Genomic DNA, 22,669 nt, shown 5'->3' on the forward strand with positions numbered 1-22,669 from the left:
GTATTGAGCCGCCTTCCCGGTCTATGGACATTCATCAAGGAACCTCCTGTAGGTCGAGCCAGTGCGCCGCGGAGCAAGGCGGGGCGGCCCGAGAGATGTGGATCACACAGTTCCGGAAGAAGGGTTCGGGCCGCTTCCGTCAATCGACTCAAGAGCGACTTATGCGTAGGCGTTCGGTGGCTTTGGCAGTCGTTTGACGGAAGGGGGGCACCCGCCCGGTGCGTAGGCTGGCGGCCGTATCTCGTGAGCAACGGATCAGGGTCAGAGGAAGCTGAGAGGCTGCTGTGCCAGGCTGGCGCGCCGATCAGCGGACACTGATCACAGCTGTGCCGCCCGCCCCCATAGTCGCCTCCCGGAGGAGCATCCGATGAGCCTCGTCAACGGCTTGCCCGCGCATGTGCTGCTGGTCCACTTCGTCGTCGTACTGGTCCCCCTCAGTGCCCTGACGCTCGTGGTCGGCGCGCTCTGGCCGAAGGCGGCACGGCGGCTGGGCCTGGTCCTGCCCGTACTGGCCTTCGTCACCCTGGTGTCCGTGCCGCTCACGACACAGGCAGGCGAGTGGCTTGAGCGGCACGTGGAGAGCGACGCGCTGGTGCGCAGGCACACCGAGCTCGGCGACGGGCTGCTGCCGTGGGCCGCCGGTCTGTTCGTACTGGCGGCGGTCGTCTGGTGGACGACGCGCCGCACGCCCGGGACGCAGACCGCCTCCGCCGCCGCGGCCGTGACCCGCGGCGGCGGCGTGGTCCGGATCGCCGCGGCCGTGCTGTCCGTCGTGGTGGCGGCCGGCGCCGTCGTGGACGTCTACCGCATCGGCGACTCCGGCGCGAAGGCCGCCTGGCACGACGCCTACTCGAAGACCGCCTCCGGCAGCCACGGGGACTGACGGGCGCGCCCGCTCACAGGTTCCGGACGAACGTCCACACCGCGCCACGGAATTCGGGGTCGTGGGCGAGGAGGACCGCCGCGGCGGCGAGGAGCACGAACGTCAGCAGGGCGCCGAGTCCGTCCGCGCCCGCCTTGAGGACCTCAACGCGCAGCTGGGCGAGCTCGACGCGGAGAGCGAAAACCTGCGCGTCACCCGGAAGACCCTCCTCACCCTCCCCGCCCCCACGTCCGCCGACGATCCGGATCGCCCCGACGTCCCCGACCACCCCGCCTACCAGCAGATCCTCACCTCCTTCGCCGACACCGGGCAGCCGATGCGCGCCCGCGACCTGTGCCAGGCACTCGACCTGCCGATCATCCCGAAGAACACCGAAGGCATCCGCTCCAAGCTGAAACGCCTGGTCACACGCGGCATCCTCACCGAACCCGAACCCGGCCTGTTCACTCAGCCCCGCGCCTGACCCCCACCAAACGGCGACGACCAGCAGCCCTCACCCAACCTCAACCACGAAACGGACAAGAGCCCACATACCGCACTCTGATGTTGTTTTCGGATATTGCACAGGAGCAGACGTTGGTCTGCCTGGTGGATGACGCGCAATGGCTTGATCAGGCCAGCGTGCAGGCTCTGGCATTTGTCGGTCGTCGGTTGCTCGCCGAGCCGGTCTTGTTGGTGTTCACAGTGCGAGAGATCAGCGAAACCGAGCTGGATGGCCTGCCGGAGATGGCGATTGTGGGGATCAACGACAAGGATGCGCGCTCGTTGATCGAGTCGGCGATCGGCGGGGGACTGGACGCACAGGTGCGAGACTGTCTAGTCGCCGAGGCACGCGGAAACCCTCTGGCCCTGCTGGCGTTGCCTCGATGGTTGACACCGGCGCAGCTGGCTGGCGGGTTCAACCTGCCTGACGCTGGGCCGTTGGCGAGCCGCATCGAAGAGGAGCTGCCTGGTGCGGGTGAAGTCGCTTCTGAAGCTTCCCCGTGATCTTGGACACTCGATGCTTACGCCACGAGGGCGTGTTCTTGTTCCAGACGCTGCCGGGTCTCCAGCGGGGTGAGGTAGCCCCAGCGTGGATGGCGGCGTAGGCGCTGTCGGTTGTAGAAGGTCTCGACGAAAGCGAAGATGTCCGCGCGGGCGCTGGACCGGTCGGGCCAGCGGCGGGTTCCGATCTCCTCCTTCAGCAGTGCGAAGAACGATTCGGCGGCGGCGTTGTCGAAGCATGAGCCGGTGCGGCCCATGCTCTGCCGCAGTCCCAACCGGCGCATTTCCTCTCGGAGTTCGTCGGAGGTGTATTCACTGCCGCGGTCCGAGTGCGTAATGCATCCGGGCTTGAGGTGCCCGCGGCCGGCGGCCATCTTCAGCGCGTCCACGACCAGGCCGGCGCGGTGGTGGTCGGCCATCGAGTAGCCGACGATCTCGCGGGTCGCGAGGTCCAGCCAGGTCGCCAGATACAGCCAGCCCTCATCGGTGGGTATGTAAGTGATGTCGCCGACCAGCTTCACCCCGGGCGCACTCGCGGTGAAGTCGCGGCCGATCAGGTCCAAGGCGGGCACCGCCCTTTTGGCCGGGCGGGTCAGGCCCTTGCGCCTGCGCCGTGTGACACCGCTGATGCCGCGTTCGCGCATGACGCGCTCGATCCGTTTGCGGTTCACGCGGCGTCCGAGCCGGCGCAGCCCGGCGTGGATGCGCGGCACCCCGTAGGTGGCCTTGGAGGCGACGTGCAGCACGGTGATCTCGTGGGCCAGCACGTCATCGGCGGCCTTCCTCGCCGAGCGCGCCTTCTCGCCGGCAAGCCACGCGTAGAAAGAGGAGCGGGCCACCTTCAAAAGCCGGCACAACAGAGCAACAGGATGGGTGGTCTTCTCCGCCTCGATGAACGCGTACACGTCGCTCATCGATCGCTCTCCTTCGCGAAGAAGACCGCCGCTTTTCGCAGCACCTCGATCGTCTCGGCCTGCTCACGGTTCTGCCGCCGCAGCCGCCGCAACTCTTCCCGCTCCGCGCTCGTCAGTTCGCCCGGCGCCCCTTGCCCGCGGTCGATCGTGTCCTGCTTGACCCAGTTCCGCAGTCCCTCGGCGCTGACCCCGAGCTCCCGGGCCACCTCGGTGACGGTCTTCCCGGAAGACCGGACCAGCGCGACCGCGTCCCGCTTGAATTCCTCCGTATACCGCCCGCTGCGGTTGCTCTTGCTTCCCACCTGGCCACTTCTTCCTCTGGAACCTCATGTCCCAGTCTCCAGGCGTCCACGATCAAGGGGAAGGTTCAATCAACTCGCCGAGATGTGCATGCGGAGACGCTCTTCTCGCCGACGAGCTTCTCCGCGTCCGCACGCCGGTACGGCACCGGCACCGGGGTGTAGAACTGGATGTCCTCGTCCTGGCAGGCTTCATGCACCGCATCCACGTCGGCAAGTGTGAAGGCCCGCAGCACCAGACGGTCGGTCTCAAGAGTCACTGGATCCATCGCGGAAGTATGACCACCACCAACAAGCGGCGACCAGCGAATATCCCGACCGAGCACCGCCCATCACAACACCCCGGACTGATCAACGGTCGTCGCAACGCCCCAGATCAACTGCCGCCGAGACGGAGCCACACCCACCATCAATCGCGGACCGAGCCGTAATGATCGGCACGGCGGGCTGAGCATGCTCTTGAACGATCCGCAGGTCGCGTCGACGCTCCGCCGTACGCCGCTTCTCCCCTGCCTTGCGCTTTCGCTGCGTCGACCGCTTCGTCCACCTCGGCCCCTGCCAGAAACGCGTCCAGTGTGGCGTACTCGGCCCCCGGTACACCGGTACCAAGACCTCCGTCCACCATGTGCTCACCGTGCCTACCGGCGACAGCACCACCGTACGGCTCAGCCTGACTGGCACCGAACTCCCGGACGGCTGCGCCGAGTTGGCAGGCCGACCGAGCACGGCGTGGGTCCGCCGGCCGCCGATCGGAATCAAACGAGGAAATCGATCCGTTCTCGGCTTTCTCCGTGCAGTCCCATCCGGCGACTCGAGAGAAGCGGACTCATGTCGCGCTGCCGGAGGTCCCGCCCGCGGGCTTGAGTCATCCGGCTGCTGCCGCGGCGTCTTCACCGGTGGGTGTCGGGCCGTAACCTGCCGCGATACATCGCCACAACCGCCCTGCGCAGGTGGAGCCGATCGGCGATCTCGTCGTCCGGCAGTCGCAGAGCGGACAGCTCGGTGATCCGCCTCAGCCGCTCGGCAGACGACTCCGGCCACACAATCGGAGCGCCGGTCGCCTGCAGTTCGAGTCGTGCCTCGTCACCCCACGGGAGAGCGCCGATCCGGTCGAAGGTGGACTGTGCCGAGGTCAGCAGCGACTGCGCCTGACGGACCCGTTTCTGACGGCGCAGCCAGGAGCCGTACGCCAGCTCGACCTTCGCGCGGGCATAGGGCCAGCCGGACAGATCCTGCCCCAGCGCCGCCAAGTAGAGGTTCTCGGCGTCCCCGTCGACGGCCAGGACGGCGCGGGCGTACGACAGATGGATGTGCAGCATCGGCGACGGCGTCGCCCGCGCGATCATCTCCAGCTCCGTCACCAGCCCTCGGGCGTCTTCTCGGTGTCCGGCGCGTACGGCCGCGTCCGCGAGGAACATCAGGCTGGTGAACCTCTCGTACTGGTGGAAGCTGGGGTCGGCCGGATCGAATGCCGCCCGCAACGTCCGGTAGGCGTCCCGGTTCCACCCGGCCGCCAGTGCCGCCAGTCCACGGGCGTGTTGCAGCAATGACAGCACCGCGTTCCAGCCGTGGTCCGCTTGCAGTTCGGCCTCGGTGGCCCGCCGCAGTGCCTCCTGCGTCTCACCGACGTGCGCTTTCAGCAGGACGTCGCACACCAGCGTTCCGGCTCCCCACAGCGGCTGCCCCGTCTCCGCTGCCAGCCGCTTCCCCATCTCTGCCGTGTCGGTCGCCCCCACCAGGTCCCCGCGCAGCACATGCGTCCACGCCTGTATGGTCAGCACCTGCGACAGCGGTCCGAGTCGGCCCTGCCGGCGCAGAATGGCCTCGGAGCGGGCAAGCAGCTCGGCCGCGAGGGCCAGGTGCCCCACCGCGTGCGCGGCCATACCCATGGCCCGCAGTGCGTCTCCATCTTCGCCGGGGGGCGTCCGGACCAGTGCCTCGATGACCTGCCGAGCGCGCAGCAGCGGTTCTGCCAGAGCCAGGGTCGCGAGGTGGCGCGGGTCGCCCGCCGTCTCGGGCAGCCGGTCGACGCAAGCAACGACACGCGTCCGGGCGGCCGGCCCGGTGTCGGCCGCATAACAGCGGAAGGCAGCCGCCAGGAGAATGTCGAGCGCCAGATCGGGATCGGCCGGGGCGGACCGAACGGCGATGTCGCACAACTCGTGTACGCGGGCGGCGTCCCCGGGAATGCCGTGGTCGAAGATCTCGCCGAGCCATTCCGCACGTGCTCGGTCCAGGTCGGTCAGGTCGGTCCTCGCGGCCGACCGCAGCAACGCGTGGACGATGTCGTCCCGGCCTATTCCGAAGGCGTGCCCGGCGGCCATCAGCAGCCGGTGTCCGCTCAGCGCCGACCGACTCGTCAGCTGTGCCGACCGCTCGAGATCGCTGATCGCCGCGATCACCGCGCCCCGGCTCAGCGCCCGTGCGGCGCCGGCCTCAAGAGCGTCGGCGATCTGGTCGTCGGGACCCACGATGGACTGAGCGCGGTGCCAGGTCCTTCGGTACGCATCGTCCAGGGTGTGCGCCAGCGCCCGGTGGGCCGACTGGTGCCGGGCCAGGCTTTCGGCCTGCAGGACTCCCGAACGCATCAGGGGGTGCAGGAAAGCGACCCGGCCATCCTTCACAGTCACCAGTCCTGCCGCCTGCGCAGGGTCGAACACCTCAGGAGTGACCGGTTCGCCACGCATGGCCGAGGTCCCGGCGATGATTTCGGCGAGGTCGTCTGCCGAGTCGACGGTCGCGACGAGCAAGGCGTCCCGTGTCGCCGAGGGGAGTTCGGCCCCGCGTCCTGCGAACGCGTATTCCAGCCGGTCGGACAGGGTCAGTGGACTTAGTCCGCTGGAGGGCAGGGCCGCCATCGCGATCGGCAGTTCGCGTAGTGCCAGCGGATTGCCCAGCGCCTCTCGCCGGATGCGCCGCTGTTCGGCGGGACTCAGGGCAGGAGCATGAGCGGACAGGATCCGCGCTGCCGCATCGTCGTCCAGGCCGCCCACGGTCAGCTCCGGAAAGCCAGCGTGGAGGAACGGGCCCGTGTGGCCTCGGCGCATCACGGCGATGATCACCACGGGTCCCGCCACCCGCCGTCCGACGAACGTCAGCACCTCTTGCGACTGCGGGTCCAGCCACTGCAGGTCGTCGGCCAGGATCAGCACCGGCCGGTCGGCCGCCACGGCCGCCAGCAGGTCCACGACCGCCAACTCGATCAGGAACGACTCCGGTGGCGGGCCCTCGGCCAGGTCGAACACCGCCGACAACGCTTCCCTCTCGTGCCGCGGAAGCAGCGAGACATGATCGAGCACCGGACCGACCATCTGGTGCAGTCCAGCGAAAGGAAACGCCGCCTCCGACTCGACACCGGCCAGCCGAAGTATCCGGAAACCCCGGGCCCGCCCCATGGACTCCGCCTCGAGCAGCAGCGACGACTTGCCGATACCCGGGTCTCCGCGAATCAGCAGCACCGCACCGCGCGGCGGCGCATGTGCGAGGAGCCTCGCCAGCACGGCGATCTCCCGCTCCCTTCCGACCAGCATCGTCGCGCCCATGGATCCCCTCCCCAACTGCCCTGAGTCTGCGCGCCATTCGCTCCGCTCCATCGGCGGCTTGCACCGATTGACTGAATCCGTCGGTGCGGCGAGCGCTGGTTCAGCGGTCGCTCGCGCCCGGTTCCGGCGGCTTCAACAGCGGCGCCAGCTCACGGCGCGAGGTGATTCCGAGCTTGGGGAAGACTCTGTACAGATGTGCGGCGATGGTGCGGTGTGACACATTCAGGCGTTTCGCTATCTCCCGGTTGGAGAGCCCTTCCGCGGCCAGCCGGGCGATCAGTGTCTCGTGGGGTGACAGCGGCTCCGTGACGGACGCAAGCGGGTTGCCCGCTGCTTGAGTGGCGTTGCGGCCGGACCAGTCGGAGGCTCCGATGAGCTCGAAAGCGGTCCGCGCCGAGAGCAGCATCATGCGCGACCGTGCGGCCCGCCGGCGGCGCCGCAGCCACTGGCCGTACGCCTGTTCCGTCCGTGCCCTGACCAGCGGCCAGCGGGCCAGGTCCTGGCCCAACGCGACCATGTACAGCTCCTCGGCCACCGCGTCGGCGGCGAGCACAGCGCGCGCATAGGGCATCTGAACGTGCAGCAGCGGGGCGGGAGTCACGCGTGCCGCTCCCTCGAGGAGCGCGAGTATGTGTGCGCCTTCATGCCGGCTCCTGCCACGATCCGCGGCCATGGCGAACGGCATCACCGCGGCGAAGCCCTGCCACCGCAGAGCCTCGTACGGCTGGTCGAGGAGCGGCCTCAGCTCGTTGTACGCCGCGGCGTACCGTCCCTCATCGAGCCGCGCCATGCCACGCGCCAGCCGTAGCGTCGGGATGAGATCGGTGCGCTGCCATGCCGCCACACTGCCGGCCAGCTCCACCGCGCGCTGGGGTTGCCCGCGCAGTGCGGCGGCGACCGCGTCCGTGCCGGTGAGTGCGGCGAGTAAGGCCGGCTGCCGGGTCTCGGTGAGGATCCTGCGTGCTTCTTCGGTGAGATGAGCGGCACGCGGCCAGTCCCCGAGCAACAGCTGGTCGGCGGCTTCGGTCAGGAGCGTCTCCGACAGCAGACCAAGCCGGCCCTGCTTGCGAAGCATTGTTTCTGCGCGCCTGAGCAGGATGGCTGCGCGGACCGGATCGCCGATCGCGTGCGCTGCCATGCCGAACAGCCGAAGGCCGTCAGCGTCGGGGATGTACCACACCGTCTCGTTCGAGGGCAGCCGGTCGGCCACTGTCCGGCCGCGGAGCACGGGTTCGGCCAGTGCCAGAGCCGCGATGTGGCGTGGGTCGCTCGTGGCCGTCAGCCGGTCGGCGGCCGCGACGATACCGGCTCGCCGGGCGGGGTCGGCCTCCGTCCCGTGAGCACGGAGCGCCGCGCTCAGCAACAGGTCGAGACCCAGGTGGGGATCGTCGGCCGACAGCTCGGTGATGTCCCACACGCGCGTCCGCGCCGGACCGGGCTGCGGGTCCGCGTCCGAGATGTCTCGCAACCACCCGGCCTTCGCCCGGTCCGCGTCGTTGAGCTCCTGGCGTTCTGCCTCGTCGATCAGGGAGTGGGTCAGGCGTGTGCGGCCGAGGCCGTGTGCGTGTTCGGCGGCACGCAGCAACCGGTGACCCCGAGTGGCCGAGTCCGCGGTGAGCTGCGCCGATCGCTCGAGCGCCCAGATGGCCCAGACGACCCCGTGACGCCGGACCAAGGAAGCGTGAGCATCCGCCAGTTCGTCCGCCAAGTCGTCGTCGGGGCCGTCGACGGACTGGGCACGATGCCATGTGCGCCGTTCCGGCTGCTCGGCCAGCACCTGCGCCATGGCGGCGTTGGCGGCCTGCCTGCGGGCCCGGGGCTCCGCATCCAGGACCGCGAATCGGACCACGGGATGGAGGAAACGCAGTGTCGTCCCGTCGACTCGTATCAGCAACGCCGCCACCGCGCTGTCGAGAACGTCCACCGCGACAGCGCGCCCTGCCAGGGCGGAGGCCGCAGCCAGAACCTCCGAGAGGTCTCCGACATGGTCGACGGCCGCGACCAACAGGGCGTCCCGGGCCTGCACCGGCACTTCGCCGAGCCCGCCCGCAAAGGCCGTCGCCAATGCGGGGCTCACCGCCAGGTGCGTCCAGGAAGCCGACGGTCCCGTACGGCGCCAGGCTTCGGGGAGTTCAACCAGCGCGAGCGGGTTGCCGAGCGCCTCACCGAGTATCCGCTCCTGAACGGCGGGAGGCAGCGTGCCCGCACGACGGGCCAGCAGCAGCCGCGCCGAGGGCTCGTCCAGCACGGGCACGTCCAGTACGGGCACGCCCGGCAGGGTCCGTCCGCTGCGGAGTGCCGCGAGGATGACGATCGGGTTGTGGCTCACCCTGCGCGCCATGAACGCCAGTACGTCTCGGGTGGGCCCGTCGAGCCACTGCACGTCGTCGGCGATCAGCACCGCGGGCTGCTCGGCCGCCCTCGCGGTGACGAGGTTCAGCGCGGCCAGGGCCACCTTGAAGGTCTCCGGCCGTGGCCCGGAACCGATCTCGAGCGCCGACCGCAGGATCCCGCCCTGTTCCGCAGGCAGAGCGTCCGCCGTGCCGAGCACCGGCCGCAGCAGCTCGCGCAGACCGCTGAAGGGTGTGTCGTCGGAGCGCCCGGCAACCTCCAACATCTGCCATCCCGCCGTCCGGGCACGTTCGGCCGCGACCCGCAACAACGCGGACTTGCCGACGCCCGGGGCGCCCTGCAGCGCCATGGCGCCACCGGCGTCGGGCAGTCCTCCCATCAGTTCCTGGAGGACACTCAATTGCTCGTCGCGGCCAAGGAGCCCGGCGTCGTACACGCGTCACCTCAGTCTTCCAGTACTCGCCATGCCTTCTCGGCGAGATCGTAGGAGTCCCACAGCGGCGGGGCTTGAGTCATGCGACTGGGCCGAAACTACAAGGCTTCGAACAACGCACGGATACGGGGGCGCAGACAGCATCCGACAGACACCGAGCCCACGGGTACCGGGACCGGGCTCGCTCCAGCGTACGGTGCGCGCGTGCGCCGTCAACCCCCCGCCGTCGAACTCGCATCCACCGCACTCCGCGTCCAGCATGTTCGACACGTTGGGGGCGACCGCTCGGGCAGCCGACGACGCCGGCGCGGGATTGGCTAATCGCAGGCCCGTAACGACTTCTTCCATTACACGCGCGCCGGGGCCCATCGCCGAACCCGACGCCCCGCCGCGGCGTCCGGCTCGCCGGGCAGCCGACCTGTGGCGGCTGCTGGATCACGTCGGCTCCTCGTCGGCAGGCCGAAAGCCGGGATGCGGCACCCGTGTCACCCTCCAGGCGTCCTCCCCCACTCGGGCGGCGCATCACCGCATTGCGTCATGTCACGGTCCACCGCCACGTGTTCGCGGACCGATCCGTCTGCGGAACGAAGTAGTGAGGTACCGACTGCAGTCGGATGAAAGCGTCCAATGTCCGGGCAATCCCATTTCGGCGCGAGTGTCGAGGACCTGGACGCCGCGCGGGACGAGGCACAGATCAGGGTGATGCAAGCGGCATCCGTCCCGTTCACCGTAGGACGCCTCCGACAACGCCGACCCCGGGCCTGCCGATCACGGCGGCGCGCGGCGGCTCTGCGCAAGGAGGCTCCGTTCGCGCGTCGAGCGACCCGACCGAACGCTCCGAACAGCCCTGTCTTCCCGGTCTTGTTCCACACACGTCCGGCCACGGTGCGGACGTGTGAGACACCACCGGAAACGCCCGCACTCCGCACGGGTCTTCGCGCCAGGATGCGACGCACCCACCCGGACAGTCCTGACCCGTCCACGGGCCGACCGTTCGCCGCCGCCCTTGGCCGCCCACACCGCGGCAGCCACGACCACCGGCTCCGCCCCTCCGGCCACGCAGCCCAACCTGCCGCCTGGAGTTCACTTCAGCCGGGACGGAAGCCAAGGCGCGCATCCGAGAGCCGAACGGCGACCTGTATGTGTATCCCGACTCCGTTCCTCGTGGAGCGAGACTCGTCCGGCCGGTCACCACGCTGCCGGATCACAACCACTGTTGCGCAGCCGGCAACGCCAGTACTTCCCGTAACGGCTTGGTGCGCGATAGCTGACACCCCCTGCCTAGGTACGCGAACGGCCGTGCGGGACGATCATGATTGTGACGTCAGGATGGGCCCGCACGGCCTTGAGACATCGTATCTGTACGGGGATCCCGCGCCGCCGCTTAAGCAAGCTGATTGTGGAGCTGGCCGACCCGTGGACGGCCCGTGAGGAGTCCCGGCTGCGCGAACGCCGAGGCCACGACCGGCAGCGCGCCGCAGGAGCCGGCCCCGACCACGAACTGGTCTTCACCGACCGGGTCATTGCCACCCTGGTCGTCCTGCGCTTCCAACTCCCGCACGCCGCCCTCGCCGTGTTCTACGGCGTGGACCGCTCCACGATCACCCGCGCCGTTCACGAGGTACGCCCCCTGCTCGCCGCCCGCGGTTTCGCTATCCCCGATGGCCCCGACCTGCGGCTTCGCTCCCTGGCTGATGTCTTCGCCTACGCCGCCTCCCACGGTGTGGAACTGCGGATCGACGGTACCGAGGTCCGTGTACGCCGCCCCCGGGCGAACAAGCCCGGCCGCCGGGCGTTCGTCTCCGGCAAGATGAAGCAGAACACCAAGAAGGCCAGCGTCATCAGCGACGAGAAGGGCCGCACCCTGTGGACCGGGGCCATCCGGCCCGGCCGTATGCACGATCAGACCGCGCTGAAGACCGAAGGCATCTCGGACCTGTTCGAGCAGTTCCCCCAGGTGAAGGCCAAGGTGGACGCCGGATACCGAGGCCTGGCCAAACAGTTTCCCAACCAGGTCGAAGCCCCGCCGCTGAAGCCGAAGAAGGATTCCCCGCCCGAAGAAGTAGCTGTCTGGGAGGCCGCTCGCAAGAAGCAGTCCTCCGAGCGGATTCCAGTCGAGCACGCCAACGCCGAGCACAAGCAGTGGCGGTCCCTCCAGCGCTGGATCGGACGCCGCGAGTACTACGACGAGACCCACCTGGCCATCGCCAGCCTGGTCTCCGACCGCACCGCCGAGCGGTGATCATCCACCAGCCAACCCGCCAGGCCAACACGACCCGACCTCAATCGCGCACCAACTCGTAAGCCGTTCAGTCCACTCCGCAAAGGTCGCCGACAATCCCGAGCTCGGTAGGACAATGAGTCATTTCACAGAAGCCTCGGCCGCCAGCCGTTCGGCACAGTGCTGTCATCATTTTGCGCCTTCCCGATCGGTGGCTCTCCTGACGCAGCCACGGTGGTGCGCTCCCAACAAGCATGAACGGCACTTACATGACCCATCGCCGACCGCCCCGTCCGTCGTCCGTCGCCCTCGCGGCTGCTCCGACCCTCGAACACCTGCTACGGGAGGCCCCGCTCCTCAGTGTCATCCCGACGATCTGTCCCTCCGGGCTGCGGTGCGAGGGAGAAGTGGACCTTTGCTCCCGGGATCTACTGGCCGCGGCTCTGGACAAGGCGGTCCATTTCGGCAGTGGCGATCTGCACGTTGATCTGACGGGCCTCACATTCATCGACGTCGCCGGAATCCGCATGATGACGACCGTTGCGAAGACGCTCAGCCGCGACGGCCGCCGTCTGCTGCTGCACGCCACGCCGCCCGTCGTACGCAAAGTGATCCGTGTCCTGGGTTGGGAAACGACCCCCGGCCTGATGCACTGCATGTGCACAATGCTGTAGCGAGCCTGTCATGTCGCCGCTGCCCAAGGACAGCGGCGTCCGCGCCTCCGATGCCCCCTCGGCCGTCGCGGGCAGGTCAACGGTGCAGTAGCGGAAGCAGCCGTACGGCGGATCACAGCAGGCAGCCACGACTCTGGCATTCCCGGCGAACGCCACGGCCTCGGGCGAGGTCGGGCACCGCACCGTGCATCGCCGCTTCGTGTCACGTCACCCTCCTCTGGGGAACGTCACCGTGCTCCTCTTCGCCGCCTCCGCGTGTATGAGTGCTGTTACGGACAGTGCGCGTGCTTTCGCCGACAACAGAGTGGGGCCGGACGGCTGCTGCTTGCCCTGCCCCCGCCGACGGCCGGCGTGGTCGCGCTGTCGCGCTGTCGCGCTGTCGCGCGGCGAGAAGGCGGGCGAGCGGGCCTTGTTCCTGCTGACCGGCCTGGTGTCGATCGCGCTTGCGTTCGTGCTGTTCGTCCGTCCGGACATCGGTGCGGTCTCACTCGCCACCGGCTTCGGACTCTTCAGGATCGTCCATGGCGTCTCGGCGGTCTTCGCCTCGTTCGAGGAGCGGCGTGGTCGTACCAACGCAAGCCGGTCCGAGCCGGTCAGTGCCTGAGCGGCATGGAGCCCGCCTCGGATACCCGGCCTCGGTGCAGCACCCCCGGCACTGCGTCGTGGTGATCTCCTGACCCGTTAGGAATGCCGCAGCCCCGGGGAGAGTCCTGAACGTCCGGTTTACTCACGGATTTCGCACGTAGAGGTGGAGGGTGCCTTGCGTCCGGCACCCGTTCGCTCTCTGCATGGTCGAACTGGGCGAACGCGCCTCTCTCCTTGGCCCTGCCCTGGGTTGCGGTCTGGCCTTGCGGGAAGCGTGCGGCGGGGACAGGAAGTCGGCTAACGCACCCACGCCTGGCAGAACGCCTTCTACCGGTTCACCCGCTGCTACGAGGGGCGCGCCACCGTCATCGACGCCTTCTTCGACCTCGCCGACGCGATCATCACCGTGCGTAGCCTGATCCGGCGGGCATGGACAACCAACCGCTGGGACGAACGCCCGAAGTGCCGACCATGACCCCATCCCTATCCGCGCAACCTCTAACGGCTTGGTGCGCGATAGCTGACACCCCCTGCCTAGGTACGCGAACGGCCGTGCGGGACGATCATGATTGTGACGTCAGGATGGGCCCGCACGGCCTTGAGACATCGTATCTGTACGGGGATCCCGCGCCGCCGCTTAAGCAAGCTGATTGTGGAGCTGGCCGACCCGTGGACGGCCCGTGAGGAGTCCCGGCTGCGCGAACGCCGAGGCCACGACCGGCAGCGCGCCGCAGGAGCCGGCCCCGACCACGAACTGGTCTTCACCGACCGGGTCATTGCCACCCTGGTCGTCCTGCGCTTCCAACTCCCGCACGCCGCCCTCGCCGTGTTCTACGGCGTGGACCGCTCCACGATCACCCGCGCCGTTCACGAGGTACGCCCCCTGCTCGCCGCCCGCGGTTTCGCTATCCCCGATGGCCCCGACCTGCGGCTTCGCTCCCTGGCTGATGTCTTCGCCTACGCCGCCTCCCACGGTGTGGAACTGCGGATCGACGGTACCGAGGTCCGTGTACGCCGCCCCCGGGTGAACAAGCCCGGCCGCCGGGCGTTCGTCTCCGGCAAGATGAAGCAGAACACCAAGAAGGCCAGCGTCATCAGCGACGAGAAGGGCCGCACCCTGTGGACCGGGGCCATCCGGCCCGGCCGTATGCACGATCAGACCGCGCTGAAGACCGAAGGCATCTCGGACCTGTTCGAGCAGTTCCCCCAGGTGAAGGCCAAGGTGGACGCCGGATACCGAGGCCTGGCCAAACAGTTTCCCAACCAGGTCGAAGCCCCGCCGCTGAAGCCGAAGAAGGATTCCCCGCCCGAAGAAGTAGCTGTCTGGGAGGCCGCTCGCAAGAAGCAGTCCTCCGAGCGGATTCCAGTCGAGCACGCCAACGCCGAGCACAAGCAGTGGCGGTCCCTCCAGCGCTGGATCGGACGCCGCGAGTACTACGACGAGACCCACCTGGCCATCGCCAGCCTGGTCTCCGACCGCACCGCCGAGCGGTGATCATCCACCAGCCAACCCGCCAGGCCAACACGACCCGACCTCAATCGCGCACCAACTCGTAAGTCACGGTGTCCGGGTAGTGCTGGAAGTTGCGGCCGCTCCTGATCGCGCATACCAGAACCATCTCGTACGAATGATCATGAGCCGCACGCAGGTTGCCGCTTACTGACCACGCTCCTGGTCCTCTGGCGAGACGAGCCAGGTCCGCACCTGCCAGGTACCCACTACGCCGTTCACGACGAACGGATCCGAGGCCGCGAACTCCTCAGCTGCTTCGCGCGACGTGAAGATGGACATCGCGCCAGGCTGAGCTTCCTCCGGCTCGGGAAATGGTCCGATCATCAGCAGCGCTCCAGGGTGTCGCTTGCGGAAAGCATCCGCATACGCATTGTGGGCCGCGAAGAACTCCGCCACCTTGGCCCGCGCGTCGGGCGGCGAGACGTACAGCAGCACATGCCTGGTAAGCCACGCGATCTCGGACGCTTGCACGGCCTCTCCTTCACGTTCGTCGGGGGGCTCAGCTTCACGATCTCCCCGGGTCGATCGTCAACCGCACAGTATCGGCTCCTTTCGGGCGATCGAGCGCAAGTGCGTCGACGACGCCGCGTTCCGGCTCGCCGCGTCCCTTCGGCAAGCGAGGGCCCGCCGCCCGCATGGCCCGAGCGCACCGCGGTCCCAGCCGGTCAGCGGGCCATGGGCGCTGTCCCACGCCCCGCTGCCTCGGCCGTTCAGCCACTGCACACGCACGCGCCTCGGCGTCTCACTTCGCCGCGTCGGCCGACTCGTCCGCCTCCGCCCTGGCCAGAACCGCGTTCAGCGTGGCGTACTCGGCCTCTTCGATGGCCACGATTGCGAAGGTGATGGCGTCGGCGGCGTACTCCTCGGCATCGTCGGCGGCCTTCTGCAGGCGCTTCGCATCCCGCTCCGCCTTGCGTTCCTCGATCGTCTTGCGGGCCGAGGCCACATGCTCCTGCCAGGAGGCCTGTACCTGGTTCCAGGTCCCGGTCGCGTTCTCCTTCGCCCGCTGACCACTCGCCTGCAGCTTCTGGGCACCCAGCTCGGCCTTGTCCTTCGCGGTGGCCACCGCTGCGGACAGCTTCTGCCGGTCCTCCGCGACACTTGCCTCCACCGTCCGCTGCGCGTCCCGGGCCTTCTCCGAGAGTTCGGCGACGCGGTTCGCCGGGCCGGCCGGGGTTGTCTGAGGCGTCGGGTTCGTCTGGGGCTTCTGGTCTGACATGAATGCACCCCTTTCTTGACGGACGTGTGCTGTTCGAGGACGGGTCGTGCTGGGTGCGTACCGAGGGGATCAGGAGGAGTCACTGGGATCCGACGAGTCGCCCCGCGGCATGCGCGGCACGACGGACCCTCGCGGACAGTACGAGCACAAAGGCCCCGTACAGGATGCTGAAGATCCCGAACACCGATGCGAGCGTCACCGCGCCGATGTCGGGCCGCGCGGCGAGCACGATCCCGAGGACGACCGACACTAGACCGCCGAGCACCCACATCGCCCGCTCGCCCGCGTTCTCGCCGTGCCGGAACGACAGGGCCACCTCCAGGACGCCCGTGACCAGTGCCCACGCCGCCACCCATATCGTCAGGACCAGCGCCGTGACGCTCGGCCATGTCAGTGCGCCGAGTGCCGCGGCCAAGGACAGGACGGCGAGGAACACATACCCGAGTACGGGGCCGACACGGTCACTCATGACGGCGCGTAGGAAATCGGTGCCGGCAGCGAGGAGGGCATAGACGGAGAACGCGATCACGAACACCCCCAGGGTTATGTCGGGCCACGCCACCGACACGACTCCGACGATCACGGCCAGGAGCCCTCGCCAGAACAGAGGGGTGGCGGTTGTCTTGGCCATGCTCATCTCCTTCTCCTTGGGAGAGGGCCCGCTCTCGCGGAGAGGGCCGGAAGCACCACTGCCGTCAATCTGCCGGAGCGCGAGCCCGCTCGCTTCCGTCAATCGACTCAAAGGAGCGACGTATGCGTAGGCGTTCGGTGGCTTTGGCAGTCGTTTGACGGAAGGGGGGCACCCGCCCGGTGCGTAGGCTGGCGGCCGTATCTCGTGAGCAGCGGATCAGGGAGTGGGCATGGGCTCTGCGGCGAACGGTTCGGGCCTCCGGTTCCGGCATGAACAGGTCGTCTTCGCGCGGAAGCGCGGAACCCAGGACCGGATCGCGGACGCGATCACCGCGTTCTCCGGAACCATGCAGTTCGTCTACCTCCACGCGCTGTGGTTCGCGGTCTGGATCGGCTTCAACGAGGGGCTGTTCGGCCACTCGGCGGTCTGGGACCCGTACCCCTTCGGGCTGCTCACGATGATCGTCAGTCTTGAGGCGATCTTCCTGTCCACCTTCGTCATGGTGAGCCAGAACCGCCAGGCGGCCCGCGAGAAGGTCCGCGCCGACCTGGACTTCGAGACCAACATACGCTCGGAGGTGTGGTCGGCTCACATAGGACAGGCCCTCGGCGTCGACCCCAAGCAGGTCGAACAGGAGGTGCAGGAACTCATCGCACAGAACCAGGCGAAGATGAACGGCGGCGCGCAGCCTTCTGAATGAGCCGCCGGCCTCCTCACCCGCTTACCGTCCGCACGCGGTCAGTCGACCAAAGCGGCGATACCGGCCCGGTGGTGACGATGTTCCTCACCGGACCGCAGTGCCAGACAACCTCGGCAGCCGCGGCTCCGCCCGAGTCGTTGCGGCCGAGTCCGAGACGGCCAAGTCCAAGTGAAGGTCCTGAGTGAGGAGGGCGTGCGATGGTGGCGAACGGCGACACGGCGGATCCCGAGCGGTTGCGGCTGGGGGAGGCCGACGCGGGGCGGGTGGCGTGGCGGCGCTGGGGGCCGTATCTGAGCGAGCGGCAGTGGGGCACGGTCCGTGAGGACTACAGCCCCGGCGGTGACGCCTGGTCGTACTTCACCCATGACCAGGCCCGTTCCCGCGCCTACCGCTGGGGCGAGGACGGCATCGCGGGCGTCAGCGACGACAAACAGCGGCTGTGCTTCGCGCTCGCGCTGTGGAACGGCCGCGACCCGATCCTCAAGGAGCGGATGTTCGGCCTGACCAACGCGGAGGGCAATCACGGCGAGGATGTCAAGGAGTACTACTTCCACCTCGACTCGACGCCCACCCACTCGTACATGAAGTACCTCTACAAGTACCCGCAGGGGGCCTTTCCGTACGAGGACCTGGTGACCGTCAACCGGGCCCGCGGGCGGCACGAGCCCGAGTACGAACTCCTCGACACCGGTGTCTTCGACGAGGACCGCTACTTCGACGTGTTCGTCGAGTACGCCAAGGCCGGACCGGAGGACCTGCTCGTCGAGATCACCGCCTGCAACCGGGGACCCGACGAGGCCGTGCTGCACCTGCTGCCGACGCTGTGGTTCCGGCACACCTGGTCGTGGGCGGGCGGCGCGGCAGTCCCCGGGCTGCGGCGCGTCCCGGGCGCCGTACGCGCCGACCACGAGGGACTCGGCACACGGTGGCTGTACTGCGACACGGACGCACCAGCGCTGTTCACCGAGAACGACACGAACAACGAGCGCATCTTCGGCAGTCCGAACGTGTCGCCGTACGTGAAGGACGGCATCGACCGCTACGTCGTCCACGGCGAGAAGGAAGCCGTCAACCCGGCGCAGACCGGAACCAAGGCCGCCGTCCACCACGTGCTGACCGTGCCCCCCGGCGGCAGCGCCACCGTACGGCTGCGGCTGTCGGACACGGAACTCGCCGATCCATGGGGCGAGTTCGAGCAGGAGTTGAAGGCACGCCGGAGTGAGGCCGACGTGTTCTTCGAGGGCGTCGTCCCGGACGGCCTCGGCGAGGACGAGCGGCGGGTGGTGCGGCAGGCGCTCGCCGGGATGCTGTGGAGCAAGCAGTACTACTACCTCGACGTCGAGCGCTGGCTCGCCGAGCACGGCGCCGATCCGCTCGCCGCCGACCCCCGCGTCCGCAACAGCGCCTGGTACCACATGGTCAACGACGAGGTCATGTCGATGCCGGACACCTGGGAGTACCCCTGGTTCGCGGCCTGGGACCTCGCCTTCCACGCCATCGCCCTGTCCATGGTCGACATCGGCTTCGCCAAGGCGCAGCTGGAGCTGCTGCTGCGCCGTCTGTATCTGCACCCCAACGGCCAGATCCCCGCGTACGAATGGAACTTCGGCGACGTCAACCCGCCCGTGCACGCCTGGGCCGTCCTCTTCGTCTACGAACTGGAGAAGCACCGCACCGGCCACGGCGACCGCGTCTTCCTCGAGAACGCCTTCCACAAGCTGATGAACAACTTCAACTGGTGGCTCAACCGCAAGGACGCCGACGGCAACAACGTCTTCCAGGGCGGCTTCCTCGGCCTCGACAACATCGGTGTCTTCGACCGCAGCGCCCCGCTGCCCACCGGCGGCCGGCTCGACCAGGCCGACGGCACCGCCTGGATGGCCCTCTACTGCCAGAACCTCCTCGAGATCGCCATCGAACTGGCCGACGCCAACCCGGTCTACGTCGAACAGGCCCAGACGCTGTGCGAGCACTTCGCGTGGATCGCCGTCGCCATGAACCGCATCGGCAACGACAACCAGAGCCTTTGGGACGAGGATGACGGCTTCTTCTACGACGTCCTGCGGCTGCCCGACGGCACCGCGACCCGACTGAAGGTCCGCTCCATGGTCGGACTGATCCCACTCGCGGCCACCAGCCTGGTCGGCGGCTGGGTGGACCGTCGTTTCCCCGAACTCGTGAAAGAGGCAAGGGAGTTCGTGACGCGACATCCGGCCGTCGCTGTCGTTGCCGCGCAGCACGCCGTGGGGTCCGACACCGAGGGCGGCCATCTGTTCGCGCTGTTCGGCGAGGACCGGCTGCGTCGGATCCTGGCCCGCATGCTCGACGAGGAGGAGTTCCTCTCCCCGCACGGCATCCGCTCGCTCTCCCGCCACCACGCCACCCACCCGTACACCTTCGACGTGCACGGCCAGACGTACGGCGTCGGCTATCTGCCGGCCGAGTCCGACTCGGGCATGTTCGGCGGCAACTCCAACTGGCGCGGGCCCGTGTGGTTCCCGGTCAACGTCCTGCTCATCCGTGCCCTGCTGAACCTGCACGTCTCCCACGGCGACACGTTCACTGTGGAATGCCCCACCGGTTCGGGCAAGCAGTTGAATCTGTACGAGGTCGCCCGCGAGATCTCCGACCGGCTCACCGGCATCTTCCTCGCCGACGACAAGGGGCGCCGTCCGGTGCACGGCGACCGGGAGAAGTTCGCCAAGGACCCGCACTGGAAGGACCTGGTCCTGCTCCACGAGTACTTCCACGGCAACACCGGCGCCGGCCTCGGCGCCTCCCATCAGACCGGCTGGACCGGTCTCGCGGCGGTCACCGCCACCCTGTTCCACCTCGTCGGCCCCGGTGACTGGGCCACCCTGCGCGCGGAGCCGCTGTCATGAACACATGGCCGTCCCAGCCGGTGATCTACGAGATCAACACCCTTGTCTGGCTGGGAGAACTGAGCAGCCGATACGCCCGTCGCATCACCCTGGGCGACCTGCCGGGCGAGGTCTGGGACCAGGTCGCGCGGCCGGGCGTCGACGCGGTCTGGCTGATGGGGGTCTGGGAACGCAGCCCGGCCGGACTGAAGATCGCCCTGCGGAACGAGTCCCTGCATGCCTCTTTCCGAGCGGCCCTGCCCGACCTGACCACGGCCGACATCGCAGGATCCCCGTACTGCGTACGCAACTACGTCGCCGACCGGGCACTCGGCGGCCCGGAGGGACTGGCCACCGCCCGGGCCGAACTGGCCGCACGCGGGGCGCGGCTGATTCTCGACTACGTGCCCAACCACGTCGCCCCCGACCACCCCTGGCTGATCGACCGCCCGGCCTGTCTCCTCCAGGGCACGCCGGACGACCTGACCCGCTCCCCCGGTGCCTTCCTGGAGACCGCCGGGCACATGTTCGCCCGCGGTCGGGACCCGTACTTCGCGCCGTGGCCGGACGTGGTCCAGCTGAACGCCTTCAGCGACGACCTCCGATCGGCGACCATCGACACGCTGACCTCGATCGGCGAGCAGGCCGACGGCGTCCGCTGCGACATGGCGATGCTCCTCATGAACGACGTGTTCCACAAGACGTGGGGAGAGCGGGTGGGCCCGGTTCCGGCCGAGGACTTCTGGCCGTACGTCATCCCGCGCGTACGGGCCCACCACCCTGACCTGCTCTTCGTAGCCGAGGCCTACTGGGACCTCGAATGGCCCCTCCAGCAGCAGGGCTTCGACCACTGCTACGACAAACGGCTCTACGACCGCCTGGTCCACGAGGACGCGGACTCCGTCCGCGCCCGCCTCGGCGCCGACCTCGCCTACCAGCGCGGCCTCGTCCGCTTCCTGGAGAACCACGACGAGTCCCGGGCCGCCGCCACCCTCCCCGGCGAACGGGAACGCGCGGCGGCCGTCACCGTCGCCACACTGCCGGGCGCGACGCTGTGGCACGAGGGCCAGTTCGAGGGCCGCCGGGTGCGTCTGCCAGTGTTCCTGGCCCGTCGCCCGCCCGAACCGGCCGACGCGGACCTGCGCGCCTTCCACGACCAGCTACTCCCCGCCGCGGCCACCGTACGGGCCGGCGACTGGCAGCTGCTGACCTGCACCGGCTGGCCGGACAACGACACCCACCGCAACCTGCTGGCCTGGAGCTGGACCGACGGCGACACGCGCCACCTGGTGGTCGTCAACTACTCCGACCGGCCCGCCCAGGGCCGAGTACCCGTGCCCTGGCCGGATCTCCGGGGACGTGCCTGCCGACTGACCGACCTGCTCACCACGGACACCTACGACCGCGACGGGGACGAACTCACAGGCCCCGGACTGTTCGTGGCGCTGGCCCCTTGGTGCTCGCACGTCCTCTCCCTCCACCGATAGCCCAGTCACCGACAGCCGACCTGCCCCTGCGCATGCGGAGCCGCCGCCTCGGCGCCTCAGCGAGGTCGTGCTCTGGACGACGATCCATTCGTCGTGCTTCTCGAACAAGCACCGCGGCGACCAGCTGCGGGAGCGCCCAGATGCCCGCGCCCCGGTCATTCGAGGAAGTGCACGGTGTCCGGCTTGTTCCTGCCCTACACCCGTCCTTCGGCCGTTACACCGTAGGTCGCAGTCGGAGCGGTCACCTGACCGAAGCCTGACCTGAGCGGCCCTTCCCAGACTCGTCCTGCGGCCGTCGGGCCACTCGGTCACACCGTGCCGCAGTCCATATGCCCCAGCGGGACAATGGTGACCCTCGGCGGCTTCCTGGTGCTGGGGCTGCTGGGCCTGCGGACCTACCAGGCCGAACCGCCGATACCCGAGCGGGTGACCACGGCCGACGGACGGCTCCTCTTCACCGGCGACGACGTCCGGCACGGCCAGGAGACCTTCCTGCGCAACGGGCTGATGCAGTACGGCTCGATCTTCGGCCACGGCGCCTATCTGGGACCGACTTCACCGCCGACTACCTGCACCGCAGCGCCACCATGGTGGAGAAGGAGTACGGCGGCGCCAAGGCGTCCGGGGCGCAGGCCCGTACGGTCGAGGACTTCCGCACCAACCGCGTCCTGGCCCTGCTCGTGGTGGTGGGGCTACTGGAGCTCTATGGCCGCCAGCCCACCAGCGCCTGGGCGTCCCGGGTGTTCGCCGGGTACCGCCGCGCCGTCCCCGACGCACCCGAACCGGCCGACCCCACCGACTGGCCGCACTCCGAGGTGGGACGCTTCCACCACACCCTGTCACTGTTCGCCACGGCGATGGCGGTGGTTCTGGCAGCCGCCGAGACGATCCGCCACCACCGTCCCACCGAGGTCGCCGTACTGCTCGCCGCCGTACTTCCGCACGTCCTGCTCGGCACCTGGCTGCTTCGGCGGGGTACGGAGGTACGGGGCGAGCACGCTGCTGTTCTGGGATGGTGTCCGCCGCGTTTTCTCGCCGCGGTCAAGCCGGCTCGCAAACGACCTGGCCCCACGGCGTTGATGTCGGGTGACGCGGAACGGCCGCCGGCTGACTTTCCGGCGGCCGTTCGCGGGTTGCTCTGACGCGACGAGTCGTTGAGCACGGCGGTGACCAGCCGCAGGACCGCGGCGTCGTTGGCGTCGTTGGGAGACCTGGACGACGTCGGGCCGGCGCTTGATCTCGCGGTTGCCACCGCCCGATGCCCGGACGCGACCACTGGCAATGGCCCGGCACCCGCCTCGAGTTCCGGCACCCCCGGCGCACGGTGGTCTCGCTGACCTCGGCGATCACACCACAGCGCGCACGCCGCCG

The 22,669-nt window shown here is 68.8% G+C and carries 18 protein-coding genes and 3 pseudogenes; 13 read left to right on the plus strand and 8 right to left on the minus strand.

Annotated features, from left to right (window positions below; translation table 11 throughout):
• The first annotated feature begins 367 nt into the window (after positions 1 to 367).
• The 3 genes from ACQEXA_RS13250 to ACQEXA_RS13260 all read left to right on the plus strand — a co-directional run bounded on the left by ACQEXA_RS13250 (position 368) and on the right by ACQEXA_RS13260 (position 1,870).
• Positions 368 to 883 carry a DUF2231 domain-containing protein gene (locus ACQEXA_RS13250; RefSeq protein ID WP_433129918.1) on the plus strand — a complete coding sequence of 172 codons (516 nt, stop codon included), beginning with the start codon at positions 368 to 370 and terminating at the stop codon, positions 881 to 883.
• 61 nt (positions 884 to 944) lie between these two features.
• Positions 945 to 1,346 carry a hypothetical protein gene (locus ACQEXA_RS13255; RefSeq protein ID WP_432934733.1) on the plus strand — a complete coding sequence of 134 codons (402 nt, stop codon included), beginning with the start codon at positions 945 to 947 and terminating at the stop codon, positions 1,344 to 1,346.
• Between the two features lie 80 nt (positions 1,347 to 1,426).
• Positions 1,427 to 1,870 (plus strand): hypothetical protein, encoded by a 444-nt coding sequence (locus tag ACQEXA_RS13260; RefSeq protein ID WP_432934732.1) that lies wholly within the window; start codon positions 1,427 to 1,429, stop codon positions 1,868 to 1,870.
• 17 nt (positions 1,871 to 1,887) lie between these two features.
• Here ACQEXA_RS13260 and ACQEXA_RS13265 read toward each other — a convergent pair whose 3' ends face one another.
• The 5 genes and pseudogenes from ACQEXA_RS13265 to ACQEXA_RS13285 form a co-directional block, all read right to left on the minus strand.
• The gene (locus ACQEXA_RS13265) at positions 1,888 to 2,781 is read right to left on the minus strand and encodes an IS3 family transposase (protein WP_432934731.1); all 894 of its coding nucleotides are present in this window, start codon (positions 2,779 to 2,781) and stop codon (positions 1,888 to 1,890) included.
• Entirely contained in the window at positions 2,778 to 3,083 is a 306-nt protein-coding gene (locus ACQEXA_RS13270) for a transposase (protein WP_433129920.1), read from the minus strand. The genes ACQEXA_RS13265 and ACQEXA_RS13270 overlap by 4 nt, the downstream gene beginning before the upstream one ends.
• Positions 3,084 to 3,187: 104 nt before the next feature.
• Positions 3,188 to 3,349, minus strand: a pseudogene (locus ACQEXA_RS13275) (GNAT family N-acetyltransferase); the annotation flags it as partial.
• A 621-nt stretch (positions 3,350 to 3,970) separates the two neighbouring features.
• Entirely contained in the window at positions 3,971 to 6,622 is a 2,652-nt protein-coding gene (locus ACQEXA_RS13280) for an AAA family ATPase (protein WP_432934729.1), read from the minus strand.
• A 100-nt stretch (positions 6,623 to 6,722) separates the two neighbouring features.
• Positions 6,723 to 9,410 (minus strand): AAA family ATPase, encoded by a 2,688-nt coding sequence (locus ACQEXA_RS13285; protein ID WP_433129922.1) that lies wholly within the window; start codon positions 9,408 to 9,410, stop codon positions 6,723 to 6,725.
• A gap of 1,309 nt (positions 9,411 to 10,719) precedes the next feature.
• On the opposite strand from ACQEXA_RS13285, the gene ACQEXA_RS13290 reads away from it, so the two are divergent.
• From ACQEXA_RS13290 to ACQEXA_RS13310, 5 genes and pseudogenes are all read left to right on the plus strand, one after another.
• The gene (locus ACQEXA_RS13290) at positions 10,720 to 11,649 is read left to right on the plus strand and encodes a transposase family protein (protein WP_432922089.1); all 930 of its coding nucleotides are present in this window, start codon (positions 10,720 to 10,722) and stop codon (positions 11,647 to 11,649) included.
• Between the two features lie 233 nt (positions 11,650 to 11,882).
• The gene (locus ACQEXA_RS13295; protein WP_432934727.1) at positions 11,883 to 12,302 is read left to right on the plus strand and encodes an STAS domain-containing protein; all 420 of its coding nucleotides are present in this window, start codon (positions 11,883 to 11,885) and stop codon (positions 12,300 to 12,302) included.
• Between the two features lie 409 nt (positions 12,303 to 12,711).
• The gene (locus ACQEXA_RS13300; protein ID WP_432934726.1) at positions 12,712 to 12,906 is read left to right on the plus strand and encodes a DUF308 domain-containing protein; all 195 of its coding nucleotides are present in this window, start codon (positions 12,712 to 12,714) and stop codon (positions 12,904 to 12,906) included.
• 282 nt (positions 12,907 to 13,188) lie between these two features.
• Positions 13,189 to 13,362: pseudogene (locus tag ACQEXA_RS13305) on the plus strand (IS5/IS1182 family transposase); the annotation flags it as partial.
• Between the two features lie 90 nt (positions 13,363 to 13,452).
• Positions 13,453 to 14,382 carry a transposase family protein gene (locus ACQEXA_RS13310; RefSeq protein WP_433129924.1) on the plus strand — a complete coding sequence of 310 codons (930 nt, stop codon included), beginning with the start codon at positions 13,453 to 13,455 and terminating at the stop codon, positions 14,380 to 14,382.
• 162 nt (positions 14,383 to 14,544) lie between these two features.
• Here ACQEXA_RS13310 and ACQEXA_RS13315 read toward each other — a convergent pair whose 3' ends face one another.
• From ACQEXA_RS13315 to ACQEXA_RS13325, 3 genes are all read right to left on the minus strand, one after another.
• Positions 14,545 to 14,871 (minus strand): YciI family protein, encoded by a 327-nt coding sequence (locus ACQEXA_RS13315; RefSeq protein ID WP_432934725.1) that lies wholly within the window; start codon positions 14,869 to 14,871, stop codon positions 14,545 to 14,547.
• A gap of 271 nt (positions 14,872 to 15,142) precedes the next feature.
• A complete protein-coding gene (locus ACQEXA_RS13320; protein WP_433129926.1) occupies positions 15,143 to 15,619 on the minus strand; it encodes a hypothetical protein in 477 nt (158 codons plus the stop codon).
• A 79-nt stretch (positions 15,620 to 15,698) separates the two neighbouring features.
• On the minus strand, positions 15,699 to 16,250 hold the full coding sequence (locus ACQEXA_RS13325) for an HdeD family acid-resistance protein (protein ID WP_433129928.1): 552 nt from the start codon (positions 16,248 to 16,250) through the stop codon (positions 15,699 to 15,701).
• A 229-nt stretch (positions 16,251 to 16,479) separates the two neighbouring features.
• Between ACQEXA_RS13325 and ACQEXA_RS13330 the strand changes: the two genes are divergently transcribed.
• The 5 genes and pseudogenes from ACQEXA_RS13330 to ACQEXA_RS13350 all read left to right on the plus strand — a co-directional run bounded on the left by ACQEXA_RS13330 (position 16,480) and on the right by ACQEXA_RS13350 (position 22,440).
• Complete coding sequence (locus ACQEXA_RS13330) at positions 16,480 to 16,950, plus strand: DUF1003 domain-containing protein (protein ID WP_432934722.1); 471 nt, start codon at positions 16,480 to 16,482, stop codon at positions 16,948 to 16,950.
• Between the two features lie 197 nt (positions 16,951 to 17,147).
• On the plus strand, positions 17,148 to 19,832 hold the full coding sequence (locus tag ACQEXA_RS13335) for an MGH1-like glycoside hydrolase domain-containing protein (RefSeq protein WP_433129930.1): 2,685 nt from the start codon (positions 17,148 to 17,150) through the stop codon (positions 19,830 to 19,832).
• The gene (locus tag ACQEXA_RS13340) at positions 19,829 to 21,298 is read left to right on the plus strand and encodes an alpha-amylase (protein ID WP_433129932.1); all 1,470 of its coding nucleotides are present in this window, start codon (positions 19,829 to 19,831) and stop codon (positions 21,296 to 21,298) included. Before ACQEXA_RS13335 ends, ACQEXA_RS13340 begins: the two co-directional genes overlap by 4 nt.
• A gap of 345 nt (positions 21,299 to 21,643) precedes the next feature.
• Positions 21,644 to 21,838: pseudogene (locus ACQEXA_RS13345) on the plus strand (hypothetical protein); the annotation flags it as partial.
• Positions 21,839 to 21,885: 47 nt separating this feature from the next.
• Positions 21,886 to 22,440: a hypothetical protein gene (locus ACQEXA_RS13350; protein WP_433134833.1), complete on the plus strand. Its 555-nt coding sequence runs from the start codon at positions 21,886 to 21,888 to the stop codon at positions 22,438 to 22,440.
• Positions 22,441 to 22,669: the final 229 nt, after the last annotated feature.

Origin of the sequence: Streptomyces sp. CA-106110, from assembly GCF_050936285.1 — a bacterium.
GTDB lineage: Bacteria > Actinomycetota > Actinomycetes > Streptomycetales > Streptomycetaceae > Streptomyces.

What these genes read in the sequence shown, in the direction of transcription:
- ACQEXA_RS13250 (WP_433129918.1), top strand. Translation starts at nt 368, where the DNA reads ATGAGCCTCGTCAACGGCTTGCCCGCGCATGTGCTGCTGGTCCACTTC.
- ACQEXA_RS13260 (WP_432934732.1), top strand. Translation starts at nt 1,427, where the DNA reads ATGTTGTTTTCGGATATTGCACAGGAGCAGACGTTGGTCTGCCTGGTG.
- ACQEXA_RS13265 (WP_432934731.1), bottom strand. Translation starts at nt 2,781, where the DNA reads ATGAGCGACGTGTACGCGTTCATCGAGGCGGAGAAGACCACCCATCCT.
- ACQEXA_RS13280 (WP_432934729.1), bottom strand. Translation starts at nt 6,622, where the DNA reads ATGGGCGCGACGATGCTGGTCGGAAGGGAGCGGGAGATCGCCGTGCTG.
- ACQEXA_RS13290 (WP_432922089.1), top strand. Translation starts at nt 10,720, where the DNA reads ATGATTGTGACGTCAGGATGGGCCCGCACGGCCTTGAGACATCGTATC.
- ACQEXA_RS13295 (WP_432934727.1), top strand. Translation starts at nt 11,883, where the DNA reads ATGAACGGCACTTACATGACCCATCGCCGACCGCCCCGTCCGTCGTCC.
- ACQEXA_RS13310 (WP_433129924.1), top strand. Translation starts at nt 13,453, where the DNA reads ATGATTGTGACGTCAGGATGGGCCCGCACGGCCTTGAGACATCGTATC.
- ACQEXA_RS13320 (WP_433129926.1), bottom strand. Translation starts at nt 15,619, where the DNA reads ATGTCAGACCAGAAGCCCCAGACGAACCCGACGCCTCAGACAACCCCG.
- ACQEXA_RS13325 (WP_433129928.1), bottom strand. Translation starts at nt 16,250, where the DNA reads ATGGCCAAGACAACCGCCACCCCTCTGTTCTGGCGAGGGCTCCTGGCC.
- ACQEXA_RS13330 (WP_432934722.1), top strand. Translation starts at nt 16,480, where the DNA reads ATGGGCTCTGCGGCGAACGGTTCGGGCCTCCGGTTCCGGCATGAACAG.
- ACQEXA_RS13335 (WP_433129930.1), top strand. Translation starts at nt 17,148, where the DNA reads ATGGTGGCGAACGGCGACACGGCGGATCCCGAGCGGTTGCGGCTGGGG.
- ACQEXA_RS13340 (WP_433129932.1), top strand. Translation starts at nt 19,829, where the DNA reads ATGAACACATGGCCGTCCCAGCCGGTGATCTACGAGATCAACACCCTT.
- ACQEXA_RS13350 (WP_433134833.1), top strand. Translation starts at nt 21,886, where the DNA reads ATGGTGGAGAAGGAGTACGGCGGCGCCAAGGCGTCCGGGGCGCAGGCC.